Annotated in this window: 17 protein-coding genes; all 17 read left to right on the top strand. The window is 61.6% G+C overall.

Features of this window, described 5'->3' with window-relative positions; translation table 11 throughout:
* Positions 1–3: 3 nt before the first annotated feature.
* The 17 genes from AC3ZU9_RS12895 (at position 4) to AC3ZU9_RS12815 (ending at position 17,499) form a co-directional block, all read left to right on the top strand.
* On the top strand, positions 4–1,305 hold the full coding sequence (locus tag AC3ZU9_RS12895; protein WP_093541640.1) for a lipopolysaccharide biosynthesis protein: 1,302 nt from the start codon (positions 4–6) through the stop codon (positions 1,303–1,305).
* The gene (locus AC3ZU9_RS12890; RefSeq protein WP_490090815.1) at positions 1,295–1,888 is read left to right on the top strand and encodes an acyltransferase; all 594 of its coding nucleotides are present in this window, start codon (positions 1,295–1,297) and stop codon (positions 1,886–1,888) included. The genes AC3ZU9_RS12895 and AC3ZU9_RS12890 overlap by 11 nt, the downstream gene beginning before the upstream one ends.
* 1 nt (position 1,889) lies before the next feature.
* On the top strand, positions 1,890–3,122 hold the full coding sequence (locus AC3ZU9_RS12885; RefSeq protein ID WP_012724820.1) for a glycosyltransferase family 4 protein: 1,233 nt from the start codon (positions 1,890–1,892) through the stop codon (positions 3,120–3,122).
* Positions 3,100–4,422, top strand: a complete 1,323-nt coding sequence (locus AC3ZU9_RS12880) for an O-antigen ligase family protein (protein WP_012724819.1) — start codon at positions 3,100–3,102, stop codon at positions 4,420–4,422. Before AC3ZU9_RS12885 ends, AC3ZU9_RS12880 begins: the two co-directional genes overlap by 23 nt.
* A gap of 31 nt (positions 4,423–4,453) precedes the next feature.
* Entirely contained in the window at positions 4,454–5,599 is a 1,146-nt protein-coding gene (locus AC3ZU9_RS12875; protein WP_012724818.1) for a glycosyltransferase, read from the top strand.
* Entirely contained in the window at positions 5,596–6,165 is a 570-nt protein-coding gene (locus AC3ZU9_RS12870; protein WP_490090814.1) for an LbetaH domain-containing protein, read from the top strand. The genes AC3ZU9_RS12875 and AC3ZU9_RS12870 overlap by 4 nt, the downstream gene beginning before the upstream one ends.
* Positions 6,162–7,097, top strand: a complete 936-nt coding sequence (locus AC3ZU9_RS12865) for a glycosyltransferase family 2 protein (RefSeq protein ID WP_122811131.1) — start codon at positions 6,162–6,164, stop codon at positions 7,095–7,097. Before AC3ZU9_RS12870 ends, AC3ZU9_RS12865 begins: the two co-directional genes overlap by 4 nt.
* Positions 7,098–7,166: 69 nt before the next feature.
* Positions 7,167–8,288 carry a GDP-mannose 4,6-dehydratase gene (gmd, locus tag AC3ZU9_RS12860; protein WP_012724815.1) on the top strand — a complete coding sequence of 374 codons (1,122 nt, stop codon included), beginning with the start codon at positions 7,167–7,169 and terminating at the stop codon, positions 8,286–8,288.
* A 2-nt stretch (positions 8,289–8,290) separates the two neighbouring features.
* Positions 8,291–9,268, top strand: coding sequence for a GDP-L-fucose synthase (fcl, locus tag AC3ZU9_RS12855; protein WP_012724814.1), 978 nt, complete (start codon positions 8,291–8,293; stop codon positions 9,266–9,268).
* A complete protein-coding gene (locus tag AC3ZU9_RS12850; protein WP_012724813.1) occupies positions 9,268–10,476 on the top strand; it encodes a glycosyltransferase WbuB in 1,209 nt (402 codons plus the stop codon). The genes fcl and AC3ZU9_RS12850 overlap by 1 nt, the downstream gene beginning before the upstream one ends.
* 5 nt (positions 10,477–10,481) lie before the next feature.
* Entirely contained in the window at positions 10,482–10,940 is a 459-nt protein-coding gene (locus AC3ZU9_RS12845; RefSeq protein ID WP_046034676.1) for a GDP-mannose mannosyl hydrolase, read from the top strand.
* 23 nt (positions 10,941–10,963) lie between these two features.
* Positions 10,964–12,373, top strand: coding sequence for a mannose-1-phosphate guanylyltransferase/mannose-6-phosphate isomerase (locus AC3ZU9_RS12840; RefSeq protein ID WP_154845793.1), 1,410 nt, complete (start codon positions 10,964–10,966; stop codon positions 12,371–12,373).
* A 180-nt stretch (positions 12,374–12,553) separates the two neighbouring features.
* Complete coding sequence (locus AC3ZU9_RS12835; RefSeq protein WP_046034678.1) at positions 12,554–12,793, top strand: hypothetical protein; 240 nt, start codon at positions 12,554–12,556, stop codon at positions 12,791–12,793.
* 88 nt (positions 12,794–12,881) lie between these two features.
* Entirely contained in the window at positions 12,882–13,994 is a 1,113-nt protein-coding gene (locus tag AC3ZU9_RS12830) for a polysaccharide biosynthesis/export family protein (protein ID WP_080943347.1), read from the top strand.
* 12 nt (positions 13,995–14,006) lie between these two features.
* Positions 14,007–14,660, top strand: a complete 654-nt coding sequence (locus AC3ZU9_RS12825; protein ID WP_412070933.1) for a YjbF family lipoprotein — start codon at positions 14,007–14,009, stop codon at positions 14,658–14,660.
* Positions 14,657–15,427, top strand: coding sequence for a capsule biosynthesis GfcC family protein (locus tag AC3ZU9_RS12820; protein WP_046034679.1), 771 nt, complete (start codon positions 14,657–14,659; stop codon positions 15,425–15,427). The genes AC3ZU9_RS12825 and AC3ZU9_RS12820 overlap by 4 nt, the downstream gene beginning before the upstream one ends.
* Complete coding sequence (locus AC3ZU9_RS12815; protein WP_490090813.1) at positions 15,424–17,499, top strand: YjbH domain-containing protein; 2,076 nt, start codon at positions 15,424–15,426, stop codon at positions 17,497–17,499. Before AC3ZU9_RS12820 ends, AC3ZU9_RS12815 begins: the two co-directional genes overlap by 4 nt.
* Positions 17,500–17,598: the final 99 nt, after the last annotated feature.

The following is a 17,598-nucleotide window of genomic DNA, read 5'->3' as shown; positions in this document are numbered from 1 at the left end:
CCCATGAGCGTGCTTAAAAGAATCGTCAGCGGCATTGGCGCCAATTCGTTTGGCCAGGTGGTGAACCTGCTGATCCAGTTGGTGAGTGTCCCGGTGCTGATTGCCAGTTGGGGCTTTGGCGCCTACAGCGAGTGGGTTGTGCTGTCCGCGATTCCGACCTATCTGGCGCTGTCCGACCTGGGAGTGACCACGGCGGCATCGAGCAAGGTGGTGATCTGGCATGAACGAGGGCGGTTGAAGGTCGCGCGTGCGGTCTACAGCACCAGCTTTGCGTTTTTGCTGCTGGCGGGGCTCAGCGTGTTGTTGCTGGCCGTGGGGTCGCTGGCTTTTTTTGATCTGTTCAGCCTGCTCAATCTCACGTCGATCAGGAGCGGTGAGGGGGTGCTGATCCTCTCGGCCCTGACGGGCTATTCGCTGCTTTGCCTGTTTACGAACATGATCTCGATCCGCTACCGGGCCTGTAAAGCCCTGCCATTGTCGTCATTCATCATGAACGTTATCCGCATGCTGGAGTGGTCGGCCGCCTTGTCGTGTGCCTACCTCACCCAGAGCCTGGTCGCCACCAGCCTGATGCTGCTGGGCGTCCGTTCGGTTGGCATCGTGAGCAAGAACCTGATCGCCAATCGATTGGGCGTCACCTTGGGTTTCAACCCGTCAGCGATCGGCAGGCGCGCGTTCGTGACCTTGATCAAACCGTCACTTGCGTCGCTGGCCTTTCCCATTGGCCTGGCGCTGAACGTGCAGGGGCTGATCATTCTGTTGTCGGTGCTGCTGTCTCCGGCCCACGCGGCGATATTCGGCTTGTACCGGACCATTTCGCGGGTGCTGGTGCAGTTCTCGACGGTGGTGAACCAGTCCCTCTGGCCGGAAATTTCCTATGCATTCTCCATCGGTGACAACCAGTTGGTCAGGAAAATGATCCGGTATGCCTTGAAATTCTCATTGCCCATTGCCTGTGTGATGGGTGCGTTGGTGGTGCTATTTGGCGGGACGATTTTTGATCTGTGGTCGGGCCGCAAAGACGACTACTCCTCCAGCATCATGCTGGTGCTGATTATCGGTGCGCTGACCCACGTGGCCTGGCAGGTCTATTGGGTCGCCTTGATGGCGACGGCGTCCTATTCGTCATTTGCCGTGGTGTTCATGCTGGTGTCGGTCGCCAGCAGCCTGGCGGTATTTTGCCTGGCGCCGGACTATGGGTTGCTCGGCGTCTGCTATGTGCTGGTCGCTACCGAAGGGGTGCTGTTCTGCTTCGCCAAGCGCGGTTTTCATCGTCTCGAAAGGAGGATGGCCCGTGCTGATTAATCACCTGGTCCACCATCGATTGAAAGTCAGCCTGCTGAAGCCGGCTGGGCTCAGGTACCTGGCCAAGCGCTTACTGCTGCTGGGCCGATTGCTCAAGGCCCATCACCTTCAACGTGCCTTGCGCCGACAGGGCGCCACCCTGGGATCGTTGGTGATGATCAACGCGGTGGAGTTCGAAGGTGCCGTGGCGCGTTTCAGCGTCGGCACCGGCAGCTTTATTGGCAAGCGCACGGTTATCCAATTGCATGCACCCGTCCGGGTCGGGGCGCATGTGGCGATTAATGAGGGGGTGCGGATCCTGACGGGCACCCATGACCTGGACGATCCCGCGTGGCGGCTGAAGGTGGCACCCGTTGTGATCGGCGATTACGCATGGATCGCCACCGACGCGATGATCCTGCCGGGGGTGACGATTGGCGAAGGTGCCGTCGTAGGCGCGGGCAGTGTGGTCGGCCGCAATGTGGAGCCGTACACCGTCGTGGCGGGTAATCCGGCGCGGGTCATCCGCTTGCGTGCGACGCGTACGTTTACCTACAGCCCGGTCCGGTCAAGTGCTGTCGTCGAAGCCTGGATGGGCAAATAAGATGATCCTGGTCGCTCATCCCGTCGGTAATCAGAATGTCCGTGCATTGCTACGCGCCTTGAATCAACGGCAGCTGCTGCATTCCTTTCATACCTCGTTGGCCCTGCATAAGGACTCGTTGCTCTGCCGCCTACCAGTCGTGGGCAAGGAGTGTTTGCGGCGCACGTTTGATCAGGTCGACGGCGCTTTGCTGCACAGCTACCCGCGCTACGATGTGCCGCGCGTACTCTGCGACAAGCTGAAGTGGTACCGCTTCACGCAGCGCAACATCGGAATATTTTGCCCGGAAAATGTGTACAACCACATTGACCAGGCCAGCGCCAACTTCCTGCACAGGGCACCGCGCAAACCCAGCCAGGTGTACGGTTATGACGGCAAGTGCCTGGGCCTGTTCAGCGCGGCTCGGGACATTGGAGGCATCGCCCTCAATTATGAGGCCGCCTTCGGCTCTATCGCCTACGCGTGCAGGGTGCTTGACCATGAGCGCGAGGCCAACCCGGCCTGGCGGGCAAGCATTCCGAACATCAGTGACGACACGGTACGCAAACAGACCGCTGAGCTGGCGTTGGCGGACCGCATCATTGTGGCGAGCACGTTTGCCAAGCGAACCTTGGGCGATTACGGCATTGCCGCCGACAAAGTTGCGATAACACCCTACGGTGCCCCGGCGCCGATGCTGCGCCATGAGGTGAATGCCCGGCCAGGCGCGCGGTTGAAAGTGATTTATGTCGGTGCGCTGACCCAGCAAAAGGGCATCTCGTATTTTTTCGACGCACTGAGCCTTGCCGCGAGCAGCGTTGCCCTGGATGTCACCGTGATCGGCGCAGACTACGCCAACGGTCGCAACCAGGCGCTCAATAGTGAACTGAAGAAGTACCAGTGGTTCAGTTCTGCGTCCCACGATGAGGTCATCCGGCACTTGCAGGAGGCGGATGTACTGGTCCTGCCGTCACTCGCCGAAGCGTTCGGCCTGGTCGTCGGTGAAGCGCTGTCCATGGGGACGGCGGTCATCGTGTCGCAGAACTGTGGCGCGGCGGACCTGGTCGTCGATGGCGTCAATGGTTATGTGGTGCCGATCCGGTCCGCCGAAGCCATCGCCCACCGTCTGGTGGAACTGGCGCAGGACAAGGAAAAACTCAACGGGTTGAAGCGCAACGCGGTGTTGTCTGCCGGTGGTACGACGTGGGAGAGCTACGCCAAGGGGGTGATGGATGCAATCCTTTGCCAGTCCTGACACGGTCAGCCTGCGTGAGCGCTACCGGGTCCGTGTGGTCAGTGCGTTCGTGCTCATCTACCTGTTCATCCTGTTCGAAGGGATCTTGCGCAAGTGGGTGATGCCGGGCCTCAGCTCGGCCATCTATTTCATCAAGGACCCGATCGTCCTTTACATCTATTGGTGCGCCTACCGGTTCGGCTTTTTCTCGAAAAACCTGGTGTCGGCTTACTTCGTCGTGCTGGTGCTGGTGTTCTTCGTGCTGGTGTCGGCGTTTTTGTTGACCCGTCCCGAAGGCTTCGTCATCTACGGGTATGGGGTGCGCAATTACCTGCTGTATTTCCCGCTGATATTTGTCGCCGGCAAGACGATCAGGCTGACGGATGTTTACCGTTTTGCCCGGATCACATTGTTCGCGGCGATCCCGATCAGCGTGCTGGTGGTGCTGCAATATTCGTCCGGGCCACAGGCTTACGTGAACAAGGGCATTGGCGATGATGACTTCATCTTCATGATTGCCGACGGCGTCGTCAGGCCTTACGGCACCTTTACCTTTACCGCCGGGCACGTCGTGTATGTGTCGGCGTGCTTTGCGTTCCTGGTGGCGGCGATTTTTGACAAGGCCTTGTTCCGTGCGGTGTTTGCGCGGCGTTATGTGCTCTTCGGCGTGTCGGCGGCTTCGGTGGCGGTGATGTGCTTCCTCACGGGGTCCAGGGCCATCTATGCGTACGCGGCAATTGTGCTGCTGGCCGCGCTGATGGTCGCCTTGATCAAGAAGTCGCAACGTAACCTGCTGTCGTTGTTTTTCCTGGCAGCTGCGTTATTCGTCAGCCTGCTGATCTTCATGTCCACCGACAGCTACCAGGTGCTGGTGGAGCGAAACCGCAGCGCGGTTGCCAGCGAAGGCTCGCCGGTCACTCGCGCGTTCTCCAGCCTGTATGCCTTCACCCGTGTGGTCGACGACGCACCCCTGTGGGGGCATGGCATTGGTTCAGGCACCAACGCGGCTTCGACAATCCTGCGCGCAGGGCGAGAGCAGGGCGCGGGGTTTCTATTGGCCGAAGATGAATGGTCACGAATCGTGCTCGAAATGGGCCTTCCCGCAGGGCTGATGTTCATCCTGTTCAGGGTATTCGTCCTGCTCTGGCTGCTGCTCAGGTCCTACAAGGCGTTGGTCAGGCAAGGCACGGGTGTCCCGTTGCTGCTGTGCGGCTTCCTGGCGCCGATTTTGTTCAACGGGGTAATGACCATGCAGGGCACGTTCCTGGCGTTTGGCGTGCTCTACGCCTGCCTGATCCTCGCGGCCTGCAAGAAAACCTGAATCAACTCAACGCATCAGCGGACGACAGCACTTGAAGTTACTTAGAATCATCTCTTCGGTTAAACCGGAAAAAGGCGGGCCCATCAACGCGGCTCGGGAAATCGACACGCTGCTCACCCAGGACGGGCATCGCGTGGATGTGCTGACGCTGGACGGCGCGTTCGCTGTCGACTATCCCGGCACCGTGCATTTCATGGGGCCAAGCCGGTTTGGGTACGGGCTGAACGGCAACATTCGCCCATGGCTGGAACAGCACGCGCGTGACTATGATTTTTTCATCATCAACGGTCTGTGGCAGTACCACGGCTTTGTTGCCCGCCAGGTGCTTAACAAGCTGGGCCGACCGTACATCGTGTACACCCACGGCATGCTGGATCCCTGGTTCAAGCACGCTTACCCACTCAAGCATTTGAAGAAATGGTTGTACTGGCCGTGGGGCGAATACCGGGTGCTGCGGGATGCGCGGCGCGTGGTGTTCACCAGTGAAGAAGAGCGGATCCGTGCACGCGAGTCGTTTTGGCTCTATCGCGCCAACGAAACGATTACGGCCTACGGTACTTCCAGCCCACCGCTCGACGATGCGCGCCTGGCCCACGACTTCGTCACTGAGCATCCGCAGCTCAAGGGCAAGCGGGTGGTGTTGTTCCTGAGCCGTATCCACGAGAAAAAGGGCTGCGATCACCTGTTGCAGGCCTTTGCTCAGGTGGCCGGGCAGGACGCGCGTTTGCACTTGGTGATGGCTGGCCCTGACCAAGGGGGTTGGGTGCAGGCGCTGCAGGCGCAGGCTGTGCAATTGGGTATCGCTGATCGCGTAACGTGGCCCGGCATGCTGCAGGGCGCCGCGAAGTGGGGCGCGTTCTACGCCGCCGAGGTGTTTTGCCTGCCTTCGCACCAGGAGAATTTCGGCGTGGTCGTGGCTGAGGCGCTGGCGTGCGGCAAGCCCGTGCTGATCAGTAACAAGGTGAATATCTGGCGTGAAATCGAGAAAGACGCCGTAGGGTTTGTCAGCGACGACACGGCGGCGGGCGCCCTGCAAAACCTGCAACGCTGGTTGCAGCTGGATGCGCCCGGTTACGCGCAGATGTCCCAGCGAGCCAAGGTGTGTTTTACCGAGCGCTTCCATATCCGGCGGGGTGCACAGCGCCTGCTGGAGATAGTGCGGGAGTGTTTCCCATGATTCTCCAAGGTAATGATCCGCATCACTCACCGTCATTCTCCCTGGGCCATCGGTTGCGCCGTCAGCTCTGGAACATGGTGTATGTGTTGCTGTTTCGCACCAGCCCACGCCCGTGTCATGCCTGGAGGGCCTTCCTGCTCAGGTTGTTCGGCGCACGGCTGGGCAAGGGGGTGCACGTGTATCCACGGGCAAAGGTCTGGGCACCCTGGAATCTGGAGCTGGGTGACCATGTCGGTATTGCCGACGGCACCACCCTGTACAACATGGCGTTGATTCGCATCGGGCGCTACAGCGTGATTTCCCAGGGGGCCCATTTATGTGGCGGCTCCCACGACTACAACAGCAAGAACTTTCAGCTGTATGCAAAACCCATCGTGCTGGGGGAGCACGTGTGGGTGTGTGCCGAGGCGTTTATCACCTTGGGTGTCAGTGTGGCGGATGGCGTGGTGGTGGGGGCTCGCACTTTGGTGATCAAGAGCATCGTGCAGCCATGGACCGTGCACGCCGGGCATCCGGCCCGGCAAATCGGCGAGCGTACCCAGCACCTTCAGGCGGTGATGCCATGAGCCGTGAAACCATCAGCGTCATCATCCTCACCTACAACGAAAGCCTGCACATCGCCCGGGCCATCGACTCGGTGCGCGCCTTCAGCGATGAAGTGCTGGTGGTGGATTCATTCTCCAGCGACGACACCTGCGACATCGCCCGACGCCACGGCGCGCGGGTGGTGCAGCACGCGTTCATCAACCAGGCCAAGCAGTTCCAGTGGGCGTTGGACAACTTACCGATCACCGGCAACTGGACGATGCGCCTGGACGCCGACGAAATTATCGAGGCCGACCTCGCCGCCGCGATCAACTCCCGCCTGCCGACATTGGCCAGCGACATCACCGGCATCAACTTCAAGCGCAAGCATATTTTCATGGGCCGCTGGGTACGCCATGGCGGCCGCTACCCCCTGAAGATGCTGCGGCTGTGGCGCACGGGCCTGGGGCGCATGGAAGACCGTTGGATGGACGAGCACATCTCGGTGGCCGAGGGCCGCACCATCACGCTGGAAGGCGGGTTTGCCGACCATAACCTGCATGACCTGACCTTCTTCACCCACAAGCACAACCAGTACGCCACCCGTGAAGCCATTGAAGTGCTCAACGCACGGCTCGGGTTGTTCGCGATCCGCGATGAAGTGCATACGGGGCAGAGTTCGTTCCAGGCCAAGGCCAAGCGGCTGATCAAGAACCGCCTGTATAACCGCGTGCCGTTCACCCTGAGCTCGACGGCGTATTTCTTGTGGCGCTACATCATTCAACTGGGGTTTCTCGATGGCCGCAGCGGCCTGGTCTATCACCTGCTCCAGGGTTACTGGTACCGCTTTCTGGTGGGCGCGAAAGTGCTCGAGCTGGAAACCGCGATTGCGCATTTAAACGATAAGGAAGCCATTGTCCGCGAACTTTCAAAGTTGACCGGACATAACTTGAACCTGCCCACACCGAAGTAACTGACCGTTTTTAACAAACACCCAAGTTTGGGTGTCGGCCTTCGCTCGCCTATCAATCGGGAGACAGACATGAACAAAGTCGCGCTTATTACCGGGATTACCGGTCAGGATGGCTCGTACCTGGCGGAACTGCTGCTGGAAAAAGGCTATACCGTGCACGGTCTCAAGCGACGTTCATCGTCGTTCAATACCCAGCGCATCGATCACATTTACCAGGACCCCCAGGCCCTGCATAAAAACCTGATCCTGCACTACGGCGACCTGGCCGATTCGTCCAACCTGACGCGCATCATCCAGCAGATCCAGCCCGACGAAATCTACAACCTCGGCGCGCAATCCCATGTGGCCGTGAGCTTTGATTCGCCGGAATACACCGCTGATGTGGATGCCTTGGGCACCCTGCGCATCCTCGAAGCGATCCGCCTGCTGGGCCTGGAAAAGAAGACCCGGTTCTACCAGGCTTCGACCTCCGAGTTATACGGCCTGGTACAGGAAACCCCGCAAAAGGAAACCACGCCGTTCTACCCGCGCTCGCCCTATGCGGTGGCCAAGCTGTACGCCTACTGGATCACCGTGAACTTCCGCGAGGCCTACGGCCTGTATGCCTGCAACGGCATCCTGTTCAACCACGAGTCGCCGCGCCGTGGTGAAACCTTCGTGACACGCAAGATCACCCGTGCGCTGACTAACATCGCCTTGGGTCTGGAACAGTGCCTGTACATGGGCAACATGGATGCCCTGCGTGACTGGGGCCACGCCAAGGACTACGTGCGCATGCAGTGGATGATGCTTCAGCAGGACCGCCCGGAAGACTTTGTGATTGCCACCGGCGTGCAGTATTCGGTGCGCGACTTTATTCGCTGGTCGGCGGCGGAGTTGGGGCTGCAGTTACGTTTTGTCGGCGAAGGCGTGGAGGAGGTGGCGGTGGTCGAGCAGATCGACGGCGACCTGGCCCCTGGCATCCTGGTGGGGGATGTGATTGTGCGGGTGGACCCGCGTTACTTCCGCCCGGCAGAGGTGGAGACGCTGCTCGGCGACCCGTCCAAGGCCAAGCGCTCTTTAGGTTGGGTGCCTGAGATCAGTGCGCAGGAAATGTGTGCCGAAATGGTCCGCGAAGACCTCAAGGTCGCCCAGCGTCACGCCCTGCTGCGCCTGCATGGGCACGACGCACCGATTGCCGTGGAGAACTGAGCATGGCACGCGATCTTGATGCACGGATCTTTGTCGCCGGCCATCGCGGCATGGTCGGTTCGGCCATTGTTCGCAGGCTGTGGGCGCTGGGGTATACGCAGATCCTTACCGCTGGCCGCGATGAACTGGACCTGCTCGACTCGGCGGCGGTGCAGGCGTACTTCGCCGGGCACCGTGTGGACCAGGTGTACCTGGCGGCCGCCAAGGTCGGCGGGATTCACGCCAACGCCACGTACCCGGCCGATTTCATTTACCAGAACCTGATGATCCAGGCCAACGTGATAAACGCCGCCCACAGCCACGGCGTGCAGCACCTGTTGTTCCTTGGCTCATCGTGCATCTACCCGGTGCATGCGCCGCAGCCGATGATCGAGGCGGTGTTGCTGGACGGCGCGCTGGAGCCCACCAACGAGCCCTACGCGGTGGCCAAGATTGCCGGGATCAAGCTGTGCGAGAGCTACAACCGCCAGCACGGGCGCGATTACCGCAGCGTGATGCCGACCAACCTGTATGGGCCGGGTGATAACTATCACCCGGAGAACAGCCACGTGATTGCAGCCTTGTTGCGACGTTTTCATGAGGCGACCCAGCGCGGTGATGACGAGGTGGTGATCTGGGGCAGCGGCCGCCCGCGCCGTGAATTTTTGCATGTGGACGATATGGCGGCGGCCAGCGTGCACGTGATGGAACTCGACGCCGCGCGCTATCGCGAGCAGACCCAGCCGATGCGCTCGCACCTGAACGTCGGCACTGGCGTGGATTGCACCATCGCCGAGCTGGCAGAGGCGCTGGTGCGGGTCACCGGGTTCCGGGGGCGCTTGCGCTTCGACGCGAGCAAGCCCGACGGCGCGCCGCGCAAGTTGCTGGATGTAAGCCGTATCAACGCCCTCGGTTGGGAAGCCTACGTGCCGTTGGAAGAGGGCCTGCGCGATGCCTACAACGCTTACCTCGCCGCACTCGAACAGCCTCGGGGCCAGTGATGAAGATCCTTCTGTATGGCATCAATTACAGCCCGGAGCTGACCGGCATCGGCAAATACAGCGGGGAACAGGCGCGCTGGCTGGCGGCGCAAGGGCATGCAGTGCGCGTGGTGACCGCACCGCCGTATTACCCGCAGTGGCAGGTGGGCGAGGGCTATTCGCCGTGGCGTTTTCGCACCGAGCAGGACGCCGGCGTCACCGTGATTCGCTGCCCGCTGTATGTGCCGCGCCAGCCCACGGCGCTGACGCGCCTGCTGCACCTGGTGAGCTTTTCCGCCAGCTCGTGCCTGGCGGTCCTGGGGCAACTGCGGTGGAAGCCGGACCTGGTGATCCTGGTGGTGCCCACGCTGTTTTGTGCGCCCCAGGCGCTGCTGCTGGCCAAGCTGAGTGGCGCGCGCTCGGTGCTGCATATCCAGGATTATGAAGTGGATGCGATGTTTGGCCTGGGCATTGGCGGCGGCTCGCTGCTGCGACGCTTGGCGTTCGGCATCGAGCGCTGGCTGTTGCGGCGCTTTGATCGGGTCTCGACGATTTCCAGCGGCATGCTCGACAAGGCCCGTGGCAAAGGCGTGAACAGCAAGCGGCTGATGTTTTTTCCCAACTGGTCGGAGACTGCGCGTTTTCGCCAGGTGCCGCACAACCGCGCGTTGCTGGAACGCTTGGGTGTGCCGCCGGGCGCCAAGGTGCTGTTGTACGCCGGCAATATCGGTGAGAAGCAAGGCCTGGAGCTGATTCTGGATGCGGCGCGGGCCCACGTCGATCGTACGGAGGTGGTGTTCCTGATTGTCGGCCAGGGCACTGGCAAGGCGCGTTTGCTTGAGCGTGTACACAACGAAGGCCTGCGCAATGTGCTGTTCGCGCCCTTGCAGGCTTACGAGGATTTACCCGCGCTGCTGGCCTCGGCTGACGGGCACCTGGTGATCCAGAAACGTGGGGTGGCCGATTCCGTCTTGCCGTCCAAGCTCACCAACATTCTGGCGGTGGGCGGTCATGCAATTATCACCGCCGACCCCGGCACCACCCTCGGCCGCCTGTGCGAGGAGCACCCGGGCATTGCGGTGTTGATCGAACCGGAATCGCTCGCGGCGCTGAACGCCGGGATCGAGCAGGTTCTGGCATTGCCTGCGCGCAATAGTGTGGCGTTGAACTACGCCAAGGAGTTCCTCGACAAGGAACGCATTCTGCAACGTTTTCTGGCACAGGTCTGACGGGTATGTGGCTTGATTTACCGACCTTCCAAACGGTCGTAGCGTCGACGCCCCTGGTGGCGATCGACTTGGTGGTACGCAACCGTCGTGGCGATGTTTTGCTCGGTCTGCGTGTGAATCGACCGGCCTACGGCTTCTGGTTCGTGCCCGGTGGGCGCATCCAGAAAAACGAAAGCCTGGACGGCGCCTTCCGACGCATCACCCAGGATGAACTGGGGCGCCCCTTCGAGCGCGCGACTGCCCGGCTGCTGGGGGTGTTCGAGCATTTCTACGATGACAGTGTGTTTGCCAACGCCGGGGCTGGGCCGGACACCCACTATGTGGTGCTCAGCTACTGCCTGGAGCTGGCCGGCGACGAAACCCTGCAGCCGCCTGCGGGACAACACCAGCAATACCGTTGGTGGCCGGAGGATGAACTGCGTTTCAGCCAGCGGGTGCACGCCAACACCCGCGCCTATTTCTGATGCTCTCGCCCAAGGATGCCCTCATGTTAATACCCGTAATCATGGCTGGCGGTTCGGGGTCGCGCCTGTGGCCGCTCTCGCGGCAATTGAACCCCAAGCAGTTCCTGCGCCTGACCGATGCGCATCTGTCGATGCTGCAGCAGACCATCACACGCCTGACCGGCGCCAACGTGGGCTTGCCGCAGTTGATCTGCAACGAGCAGCACCGCTTTCTGGTGGCTGAGCAATTGCGCCAGTTGGGCCTGGAACAGGCGAGCATTCTGCTGGAACCGGTGGGGCGCAACACGGCGCCGGCCATCGCGCTGGCGGCGTGCAAGGCGGTGGCCGAGGCCCACGACCCGATCCTGCTGGTGCTGGCGGCGGACCACCTGATCGAAGACATCCCGGCGTTCCATGCCAGCCTGGAAGTGGCGTTGCCCCTGGCCCGGGCCGGCAAGCTGGTGACCTTCGGCATCACCCCCACCTGTGCGCACACCGGCTACGGCTACATCGAACAGGGCGTGGCGGTGGGCGAGGGCGGTTACCGGGTCAAGCGCTTTGTCGAGAAGCCGGACGCCACCACCGCCGCGAAATACGTGGCCAGCGGTGACTACGCCTGGAACAGCGGCATGTTCATGTTCCGTGCCAGCCGATACCTGGAAGAGTTGGAGCGCTTTCAGCCGGCGATCCTCGAAGCGTGTCGCGTGGCGTTGGAAGGTGGCAGCCAGGACCTGCCGTTCACCCGCGTGCACAGCGCAACCTTTGCCGCGTGCCCGGACGTCTCCGTCGACTACGCCGTGATGGAAAAAACCAGCGAGGCGGTGATGGTGCCGTTGCAGGCCGGCTGGAGCGATATCGGCTCGTGGTCGGCGCTGTGGGAGGCCAGTGCCAAAGATGCCAACGGCAATGTGCTGCGCGGCGATGGGCTGGCGCTCGACACCCGCGACACCTACGTCCACGCCGACAGCCGATTGGTCGCCACTGTCGGGGTGCAGGACCTGATCATTGTCGAGACCAAGGACGCGGTGCTGGTGGCGCACAAGGACCAGGTGCAGCAGGTCAAGGGCATCGTCGACCAGCTTAAACAGGCGGGGCGGCATGAGCACCTCAACCACCGTGAAGTGTATCGGCCGTGGGGCATGTATGACTCGGTGGACAGCGGCCAGCGCTACCAGGTCAAGCGCATCACCGTGAAGCCGGGGGCCAAGCTGTCGGTACAGATGCATCACCACCGCGCCGAGCACTGGATTGTGGTGAGTGGCACGGCGCGGGTCACCAATGGCGAGCAGACGTACCTGGTCTCGGAGAACCAGTCGACCTATATCCCTATCGGTCAGGTGCACGCGCTGGAAAACCCAGGCGTGATCCCGTTGGAGTTGATCGAGGTGCAGTCGGGGTCTTATTTGGGCGAGGACGACATTGTGCGCTTTGAAGACAAGTACGGTCGGGCCTGAAGTTTTCCGACAATTAATAACGTTTTAAATAACTTCACGGGCGCCAATGTATTGAAGGCCGGGCGCTTCGCCGATAAAACGTTATTTTTTAACCGCGGCGTTAATTATTCGCCGTCTGGTGCACTGTTTAGTTGAATGGCACTATCGGACTGACCATTCACTGACGATAAGGAGTCTGAGATGAGAACACCACTGGCTATTATTGTACTCAGTATCCTGAGTACTTCTGCGTTGGCCGTTGAGTTGCCGTTGGGGCTCGATACCACGGTGGCGGGCACGGTGACGGTGGGGCAAACCCTGCTGGTCGGCAGCGCCCTCATCGCCGGTGTTGCGGCGGTTTCCAACAGCGGCGGCAGTTCCAATGGCGGCACCACCACGGGTACCACCGGCACGACCGGCACGACCGGTACCGGCAACTAAGTTGTAAACCTTCCGCTTTTCAGACCGCTTGGAATCCCCACCCAAGTGGTCTTTTTTTCTTGTCGATTATCGCGAGTGTCCTAGCACTATGATGCGTATTTTTTCTGTTGCGGCTGTGGCCGCTGCATTGTTGCAAGGCTGCATGTTTGCCCCGGGCCAATATATGGACACGGCGGCGATGACCGAGCAGGGTGGCGCTGAAAGTAGCCGCGTGGATTTAATTCCAATAACGCCCAAGTTACTCGCCATGGACGCGGCCACCCAAGTGCCGTATTCCATCCCGGCAGAACTGTTGAGTTATAAGCCTGGCCCGTATTTGATCGGCGCCAATGATGCGCTGTATATCACGGTGTGGGATCACCCCGAACTGACGGCGCCTTCCGGTCCACAACAACAGATCGATGCCAACGGTCGCCTGGTCAGCCCCGAGGGCAACCTGTTCTACCCCTACGTGGGCGAACTGACTGCCAAAGGGCGCTCCATTGAAGCGTTGCGCAGCGAGATCACCGACAAGCTACGCCAGTACATCGACAGTCCCCAGGTGGACGTCAGCGTGCTGCGATTTGCCAGCCAGCGTGTGGTGATTACCGGCGCGGTGGCCAAGGCCGGGCCGGTGCCGATCACGACCATCCCGATGAACGTGATGGAGGCCATGGGCGCCGCAGGGATCGACCCGCTCAATGCCGACCTGTCGAACCTCACGCTCACCCGTGACGGCAAGCGCTACACCCTGGACCTCGACACGCTCAACCTTGCACAGTCGCGCGTCAACGACATCTACCTCAAGGACGGCGACCAGCTGTACCTGGCCTACAACGACCGCAAGCGCATCTACGTGATGGGGGAGGTCATGCAGCCTCGCGCCCTGAGCTTCAAGACCCGCAGCATGAACCTCTCCGACGTGCTCGGCTCGGTGGGCGGGATCAACCAGAACACCTCCAACGCGGATGCCATCTACGTGATCCGTGGCGCGCAGAACATGGCGACAGAGCCGGCCAAGGTGTACCAGCTGGAAGCCGCGTCTCCGTCGGCCATGGCACTGGCCACGCGCTTTGATGTGCAGCCCCAGGATGTGGTGTTCGTCGGCCCCGCCAATATCACCCGGTGGAACCGCTTTATCAGCCAGTTGATCCCTTCCGCCACGATCGTCGGCATTGGCGCGTCCACCCAGAACAACCTGAGCGAAGCCAGCAACCGATAGGGTGGAACCTGCGTGAACACTCTGAAAATCGCTACGTATGCGGGGTTGGCGTGGCTGTTGGCTGGTTGTAATCCGTTGATGACGGCCTCTCTCGATACCTTCAAGGCCGCCGTGGCCGGGCCTGCGCCGCTGGGGTTGACCCAAGCCCAAGTGGAGGCGGTGCCGTTTCCCCAGATCAAGGTCACCACGGTGTCCAGCGAAGGCGTGATGGCGCTGATTCGCCAGCGCGACGACCTACAATTCTGGGTCGCGTCCGGCAAGCAAGTGCTGCTACTGCGCGACGGCCTGGTGGTGCGCACGGTCGGCCTCGGGGCTGACCTGGATGGCACGCGTTGGCAGGGGCAATCGCCCTTTCAGCAGGGGCTGCACCGGGTGCCGGATGGCTACCTCAGTACGCGGCAGATCGACCTGGTGGGCGGCTATCGGATGGGCATTACGGTCACCAGCCGCCTGACGCGCAAGGGCATCGAAACCCTCGAGATTCTGGACAAGCCCTACGCCCTGTTGCGGGTTGACGAAGACGTGGAGGCGGCCGGTTTTCACGCCCGCAACCGCTACTGGGTGGACCCGGTGAACGGTTTTATCGTGCAGAGCGAGCAACACCTCACGCCCGACCTGAGCCTGACCATCACCCAACTGCAACCGACCCGCAAGGACGCCCGATGATTGTTCGACGACTCGGGGCGCTGCTGCTGTTATGTGGCTGCGCCCCGCTGTGCCTGGCCGCGACCCTGACGGTCAGCGGCCAGGTGCGTAACCCAGGCCCTGTGGTGCTGCAAGCCGACGCGCGTTTGCTGGATGTGATCACTGCTTCGCAACCGGATGCCCAAGGCTATTGGCTCGGGGCGGCCTGGTTGCATCAGCCTCTGCTTGAAGCCCAGGCACGGCTCAAGGCCGGTGTGTTGTTCGACCTGCAAACCCTGCACCAGGCCGCGTTGGCGGCAGGGCGCGAAGATCGGGCCCGTGCAGCGGCGCAGCTTTATCAGCAGGTGCAGGCGTTGCCGGTGACCGGCCGCCAGGCGGCGGTGCTAGACCCGGTAGCGGTGGAAGTGGGGTTTGCGCCAAACCTGCCGGTCAGTAGTGGCGACCGCCTGGTGTATCCGCCAAGGCCCGACAGCGTGCGGGTACTGGGCGCGGTTGCCCGTGCGTGCACCTTGGCATTTGCGCCGTTGCAGCAGGGGAGCGCCTACCTCGACGCATGCCCGGCGTCGAAGGCGGCGGACACCGATTACCTGTGGCTGATCCAGCCCGACGGGCACGTCACGCGCCTGGGCATTGCACCCTGGAACCGCGAGGAGGGCGCGCCGCCCGCGCCCGGCAGCACGTTGCTGGTGCCGATCCGCAGCGACGACCTGGACCCGCCCACGCCTGAACTGAATCAGCAATTGGCTGAGTTTCTCGCCACCCAACCCCTGGCCGAGGTCACGCCTTGAAATTATGTATTGCGGCCGTGCTGCTGGTGCCCTGTGGCGTCGTGCATGGCGATCCCCGTTACACCCAAAGCGATTTCGGCGGCGTGGGCTTGCTGCAAACCCCCACCGCGCGCATGGCCCCCACCGGCGAACTCAGCGTCAATGCCAACCGCACCGAACCCTACAGCCGCTACAGTTTTTCGGCGCAGCCCCTGGACTGGCTGGAAGGCACCTTTCGCTACACCGCGATCACCAACCGTCCCTATGGCGCCGAGTCGTTCAGCGGCGGCCAGAGTTACAAGGACAAGGCTGTCGACGCCAAGGTGCGCCTGTATCAGGAGACCCACTGGCTGCCCCAAGTGGCGGTGGGGTTCATGGACTTGGGCGGCACCGGGCTGTTTTCCAGCGAATACCTGGTGGCCAGCAAACGCTACGGCGATTTCGATTTCAGCGCCGGTATCGCCTGGGGTTACTTGGGCAGCCGGGGTGACTTGGGTAACCCGTTGGGCGCGCTGGACGATCGTTTCGACGAGCGGCCCACCGCCGAGGGTTCCGGCAGTTTTTCCAATGGCTACTTTCGCGGCCGCCCCGCGCTGTTTGGCGGCATCGCCTACCAGACGCCCTGGGCGCCGCTGAGCCTCAAGCTCGAAGTGGACGGCAACGACTACAAGAGCGAACCGCGGGACAACCGCTTTCGCCAGGATTCGCCGGTCAACGTCGGTATGGTCTATAAGCTCGCCGATTCCATCGACGTGAGTGCTGCCTGGGAGCGGGGCAATACCGCGATGTTCGGCATTACCCTGCATACCAATTTCGTCAGCCGCAAGGCACCGGTGAAAACCTACGACCCACCGGCGCCCAAGTTACCGAGCGTGGCACCGCCCACGCCACCGGAGCAGGTTGATTGGGCCGCTGTGTCCCAACGCCTGCACGACAATGCCGGCTACACCGTGCAACGCATCACGCAACGCGGGCCGGAGCTGTTGGTGTATGGCGAACAGCAGCGCTATTTCTACAGCGCCAAGGCGGTGGGGCGCGCCAGCCGGATCCTCGACAACAGCGTGAATGACCAGATCGATTGGTTCACCCTGGTCAGCGAACGCTATGCCATGGGCATCGAGGAAACCAGCGTGCCCCGCGAGACCTTTCGCGAGGTGGTCAACCACCGTGAAGATCTGCAGGCCCTGCACCGCCAGGTCGAGGTCAATCGCGCCAGCGAGCGCGCGCAAACGGTGCTCTACACCCAGCCGCCGACACCCTTCAGCTATGGCGCAGGCCTGGGCTACAAACAGAACGTCGGCGGGCCGGACGGCTTGCTCTATCAGGTTTCCGCCGACTTCGACGGCGAATACCGCTTCACTCGCACTACTTGGTGGAGCGGCATGTTGAGCGTCAACCTGCTAAACAACTACGACGGTTTTACCTACGATGCACCCACGGGTTTGCCACGGGTACGCACCGACCTGCGCAAGTACATGACCAGCGCCGACGTGACGTTGCCGACCTTCCAACTCAACCATGCGCAGCGCCTGGATCAGGACGTGTACGGCATGGTCTATGGCGGCTTGCTGGAGTCGATGTATGCCGGGGTCGGCAGTGAAGTGCTGTACCGGCCGATGGGCAAGGGATGGGCAGTGGGCGCGGACCTGAACTATGTGCGCCAACGTGGCTTCGAGCAGGATTTCAGCCTGCGCGATTACCGCACGGTCACCGGCCATATCACCGGCTATACCGATCTGCCGTTCAATATGCAGGGGGCTTTGAGCGTCGGCCGCTACTTGGCCAGGGACTGGGGCGCAACGTTGGATCTGTCGCGGCAATTCAACAACGGTGTGCGTATCGGCGCGTGGATCACCCGTACCAACGTGTCCAAGGAAGCGTTTGGCGAAGGCAGCTTCGACAAGGGCCTCTACCTGTCCATTCCGTTCGATGAGTTGATGAGCCTGTCGACCATGCGCCGTGCCAACCTGGTGTGGGCACCGCTGACCCGCGATGGCGGGGCACGCTTGAATCGCGCGTATTCGCTGCATTCGATGACGGATGGACGCGACAGTGAACTGTTCTACCAGAACATCGACAAGATCACGGAGTAACGGGTGGGGTCGCGTTCAAGTGTGGGAGGGAGCAAACCCTAATGCCGGTCAGTTAAGGGCGAAAACTGTACCTGTGGCGAGGGAGCTTGTCGAATCGTC

The organism is Pseudomonas sp. A39 (assembly GCF_058145955.1).
The sequence above is the reverse complement of the archived record's forward strand: the minus strand, read 5'-3'. Positions and strand labels throughout refer to the sequence as shown.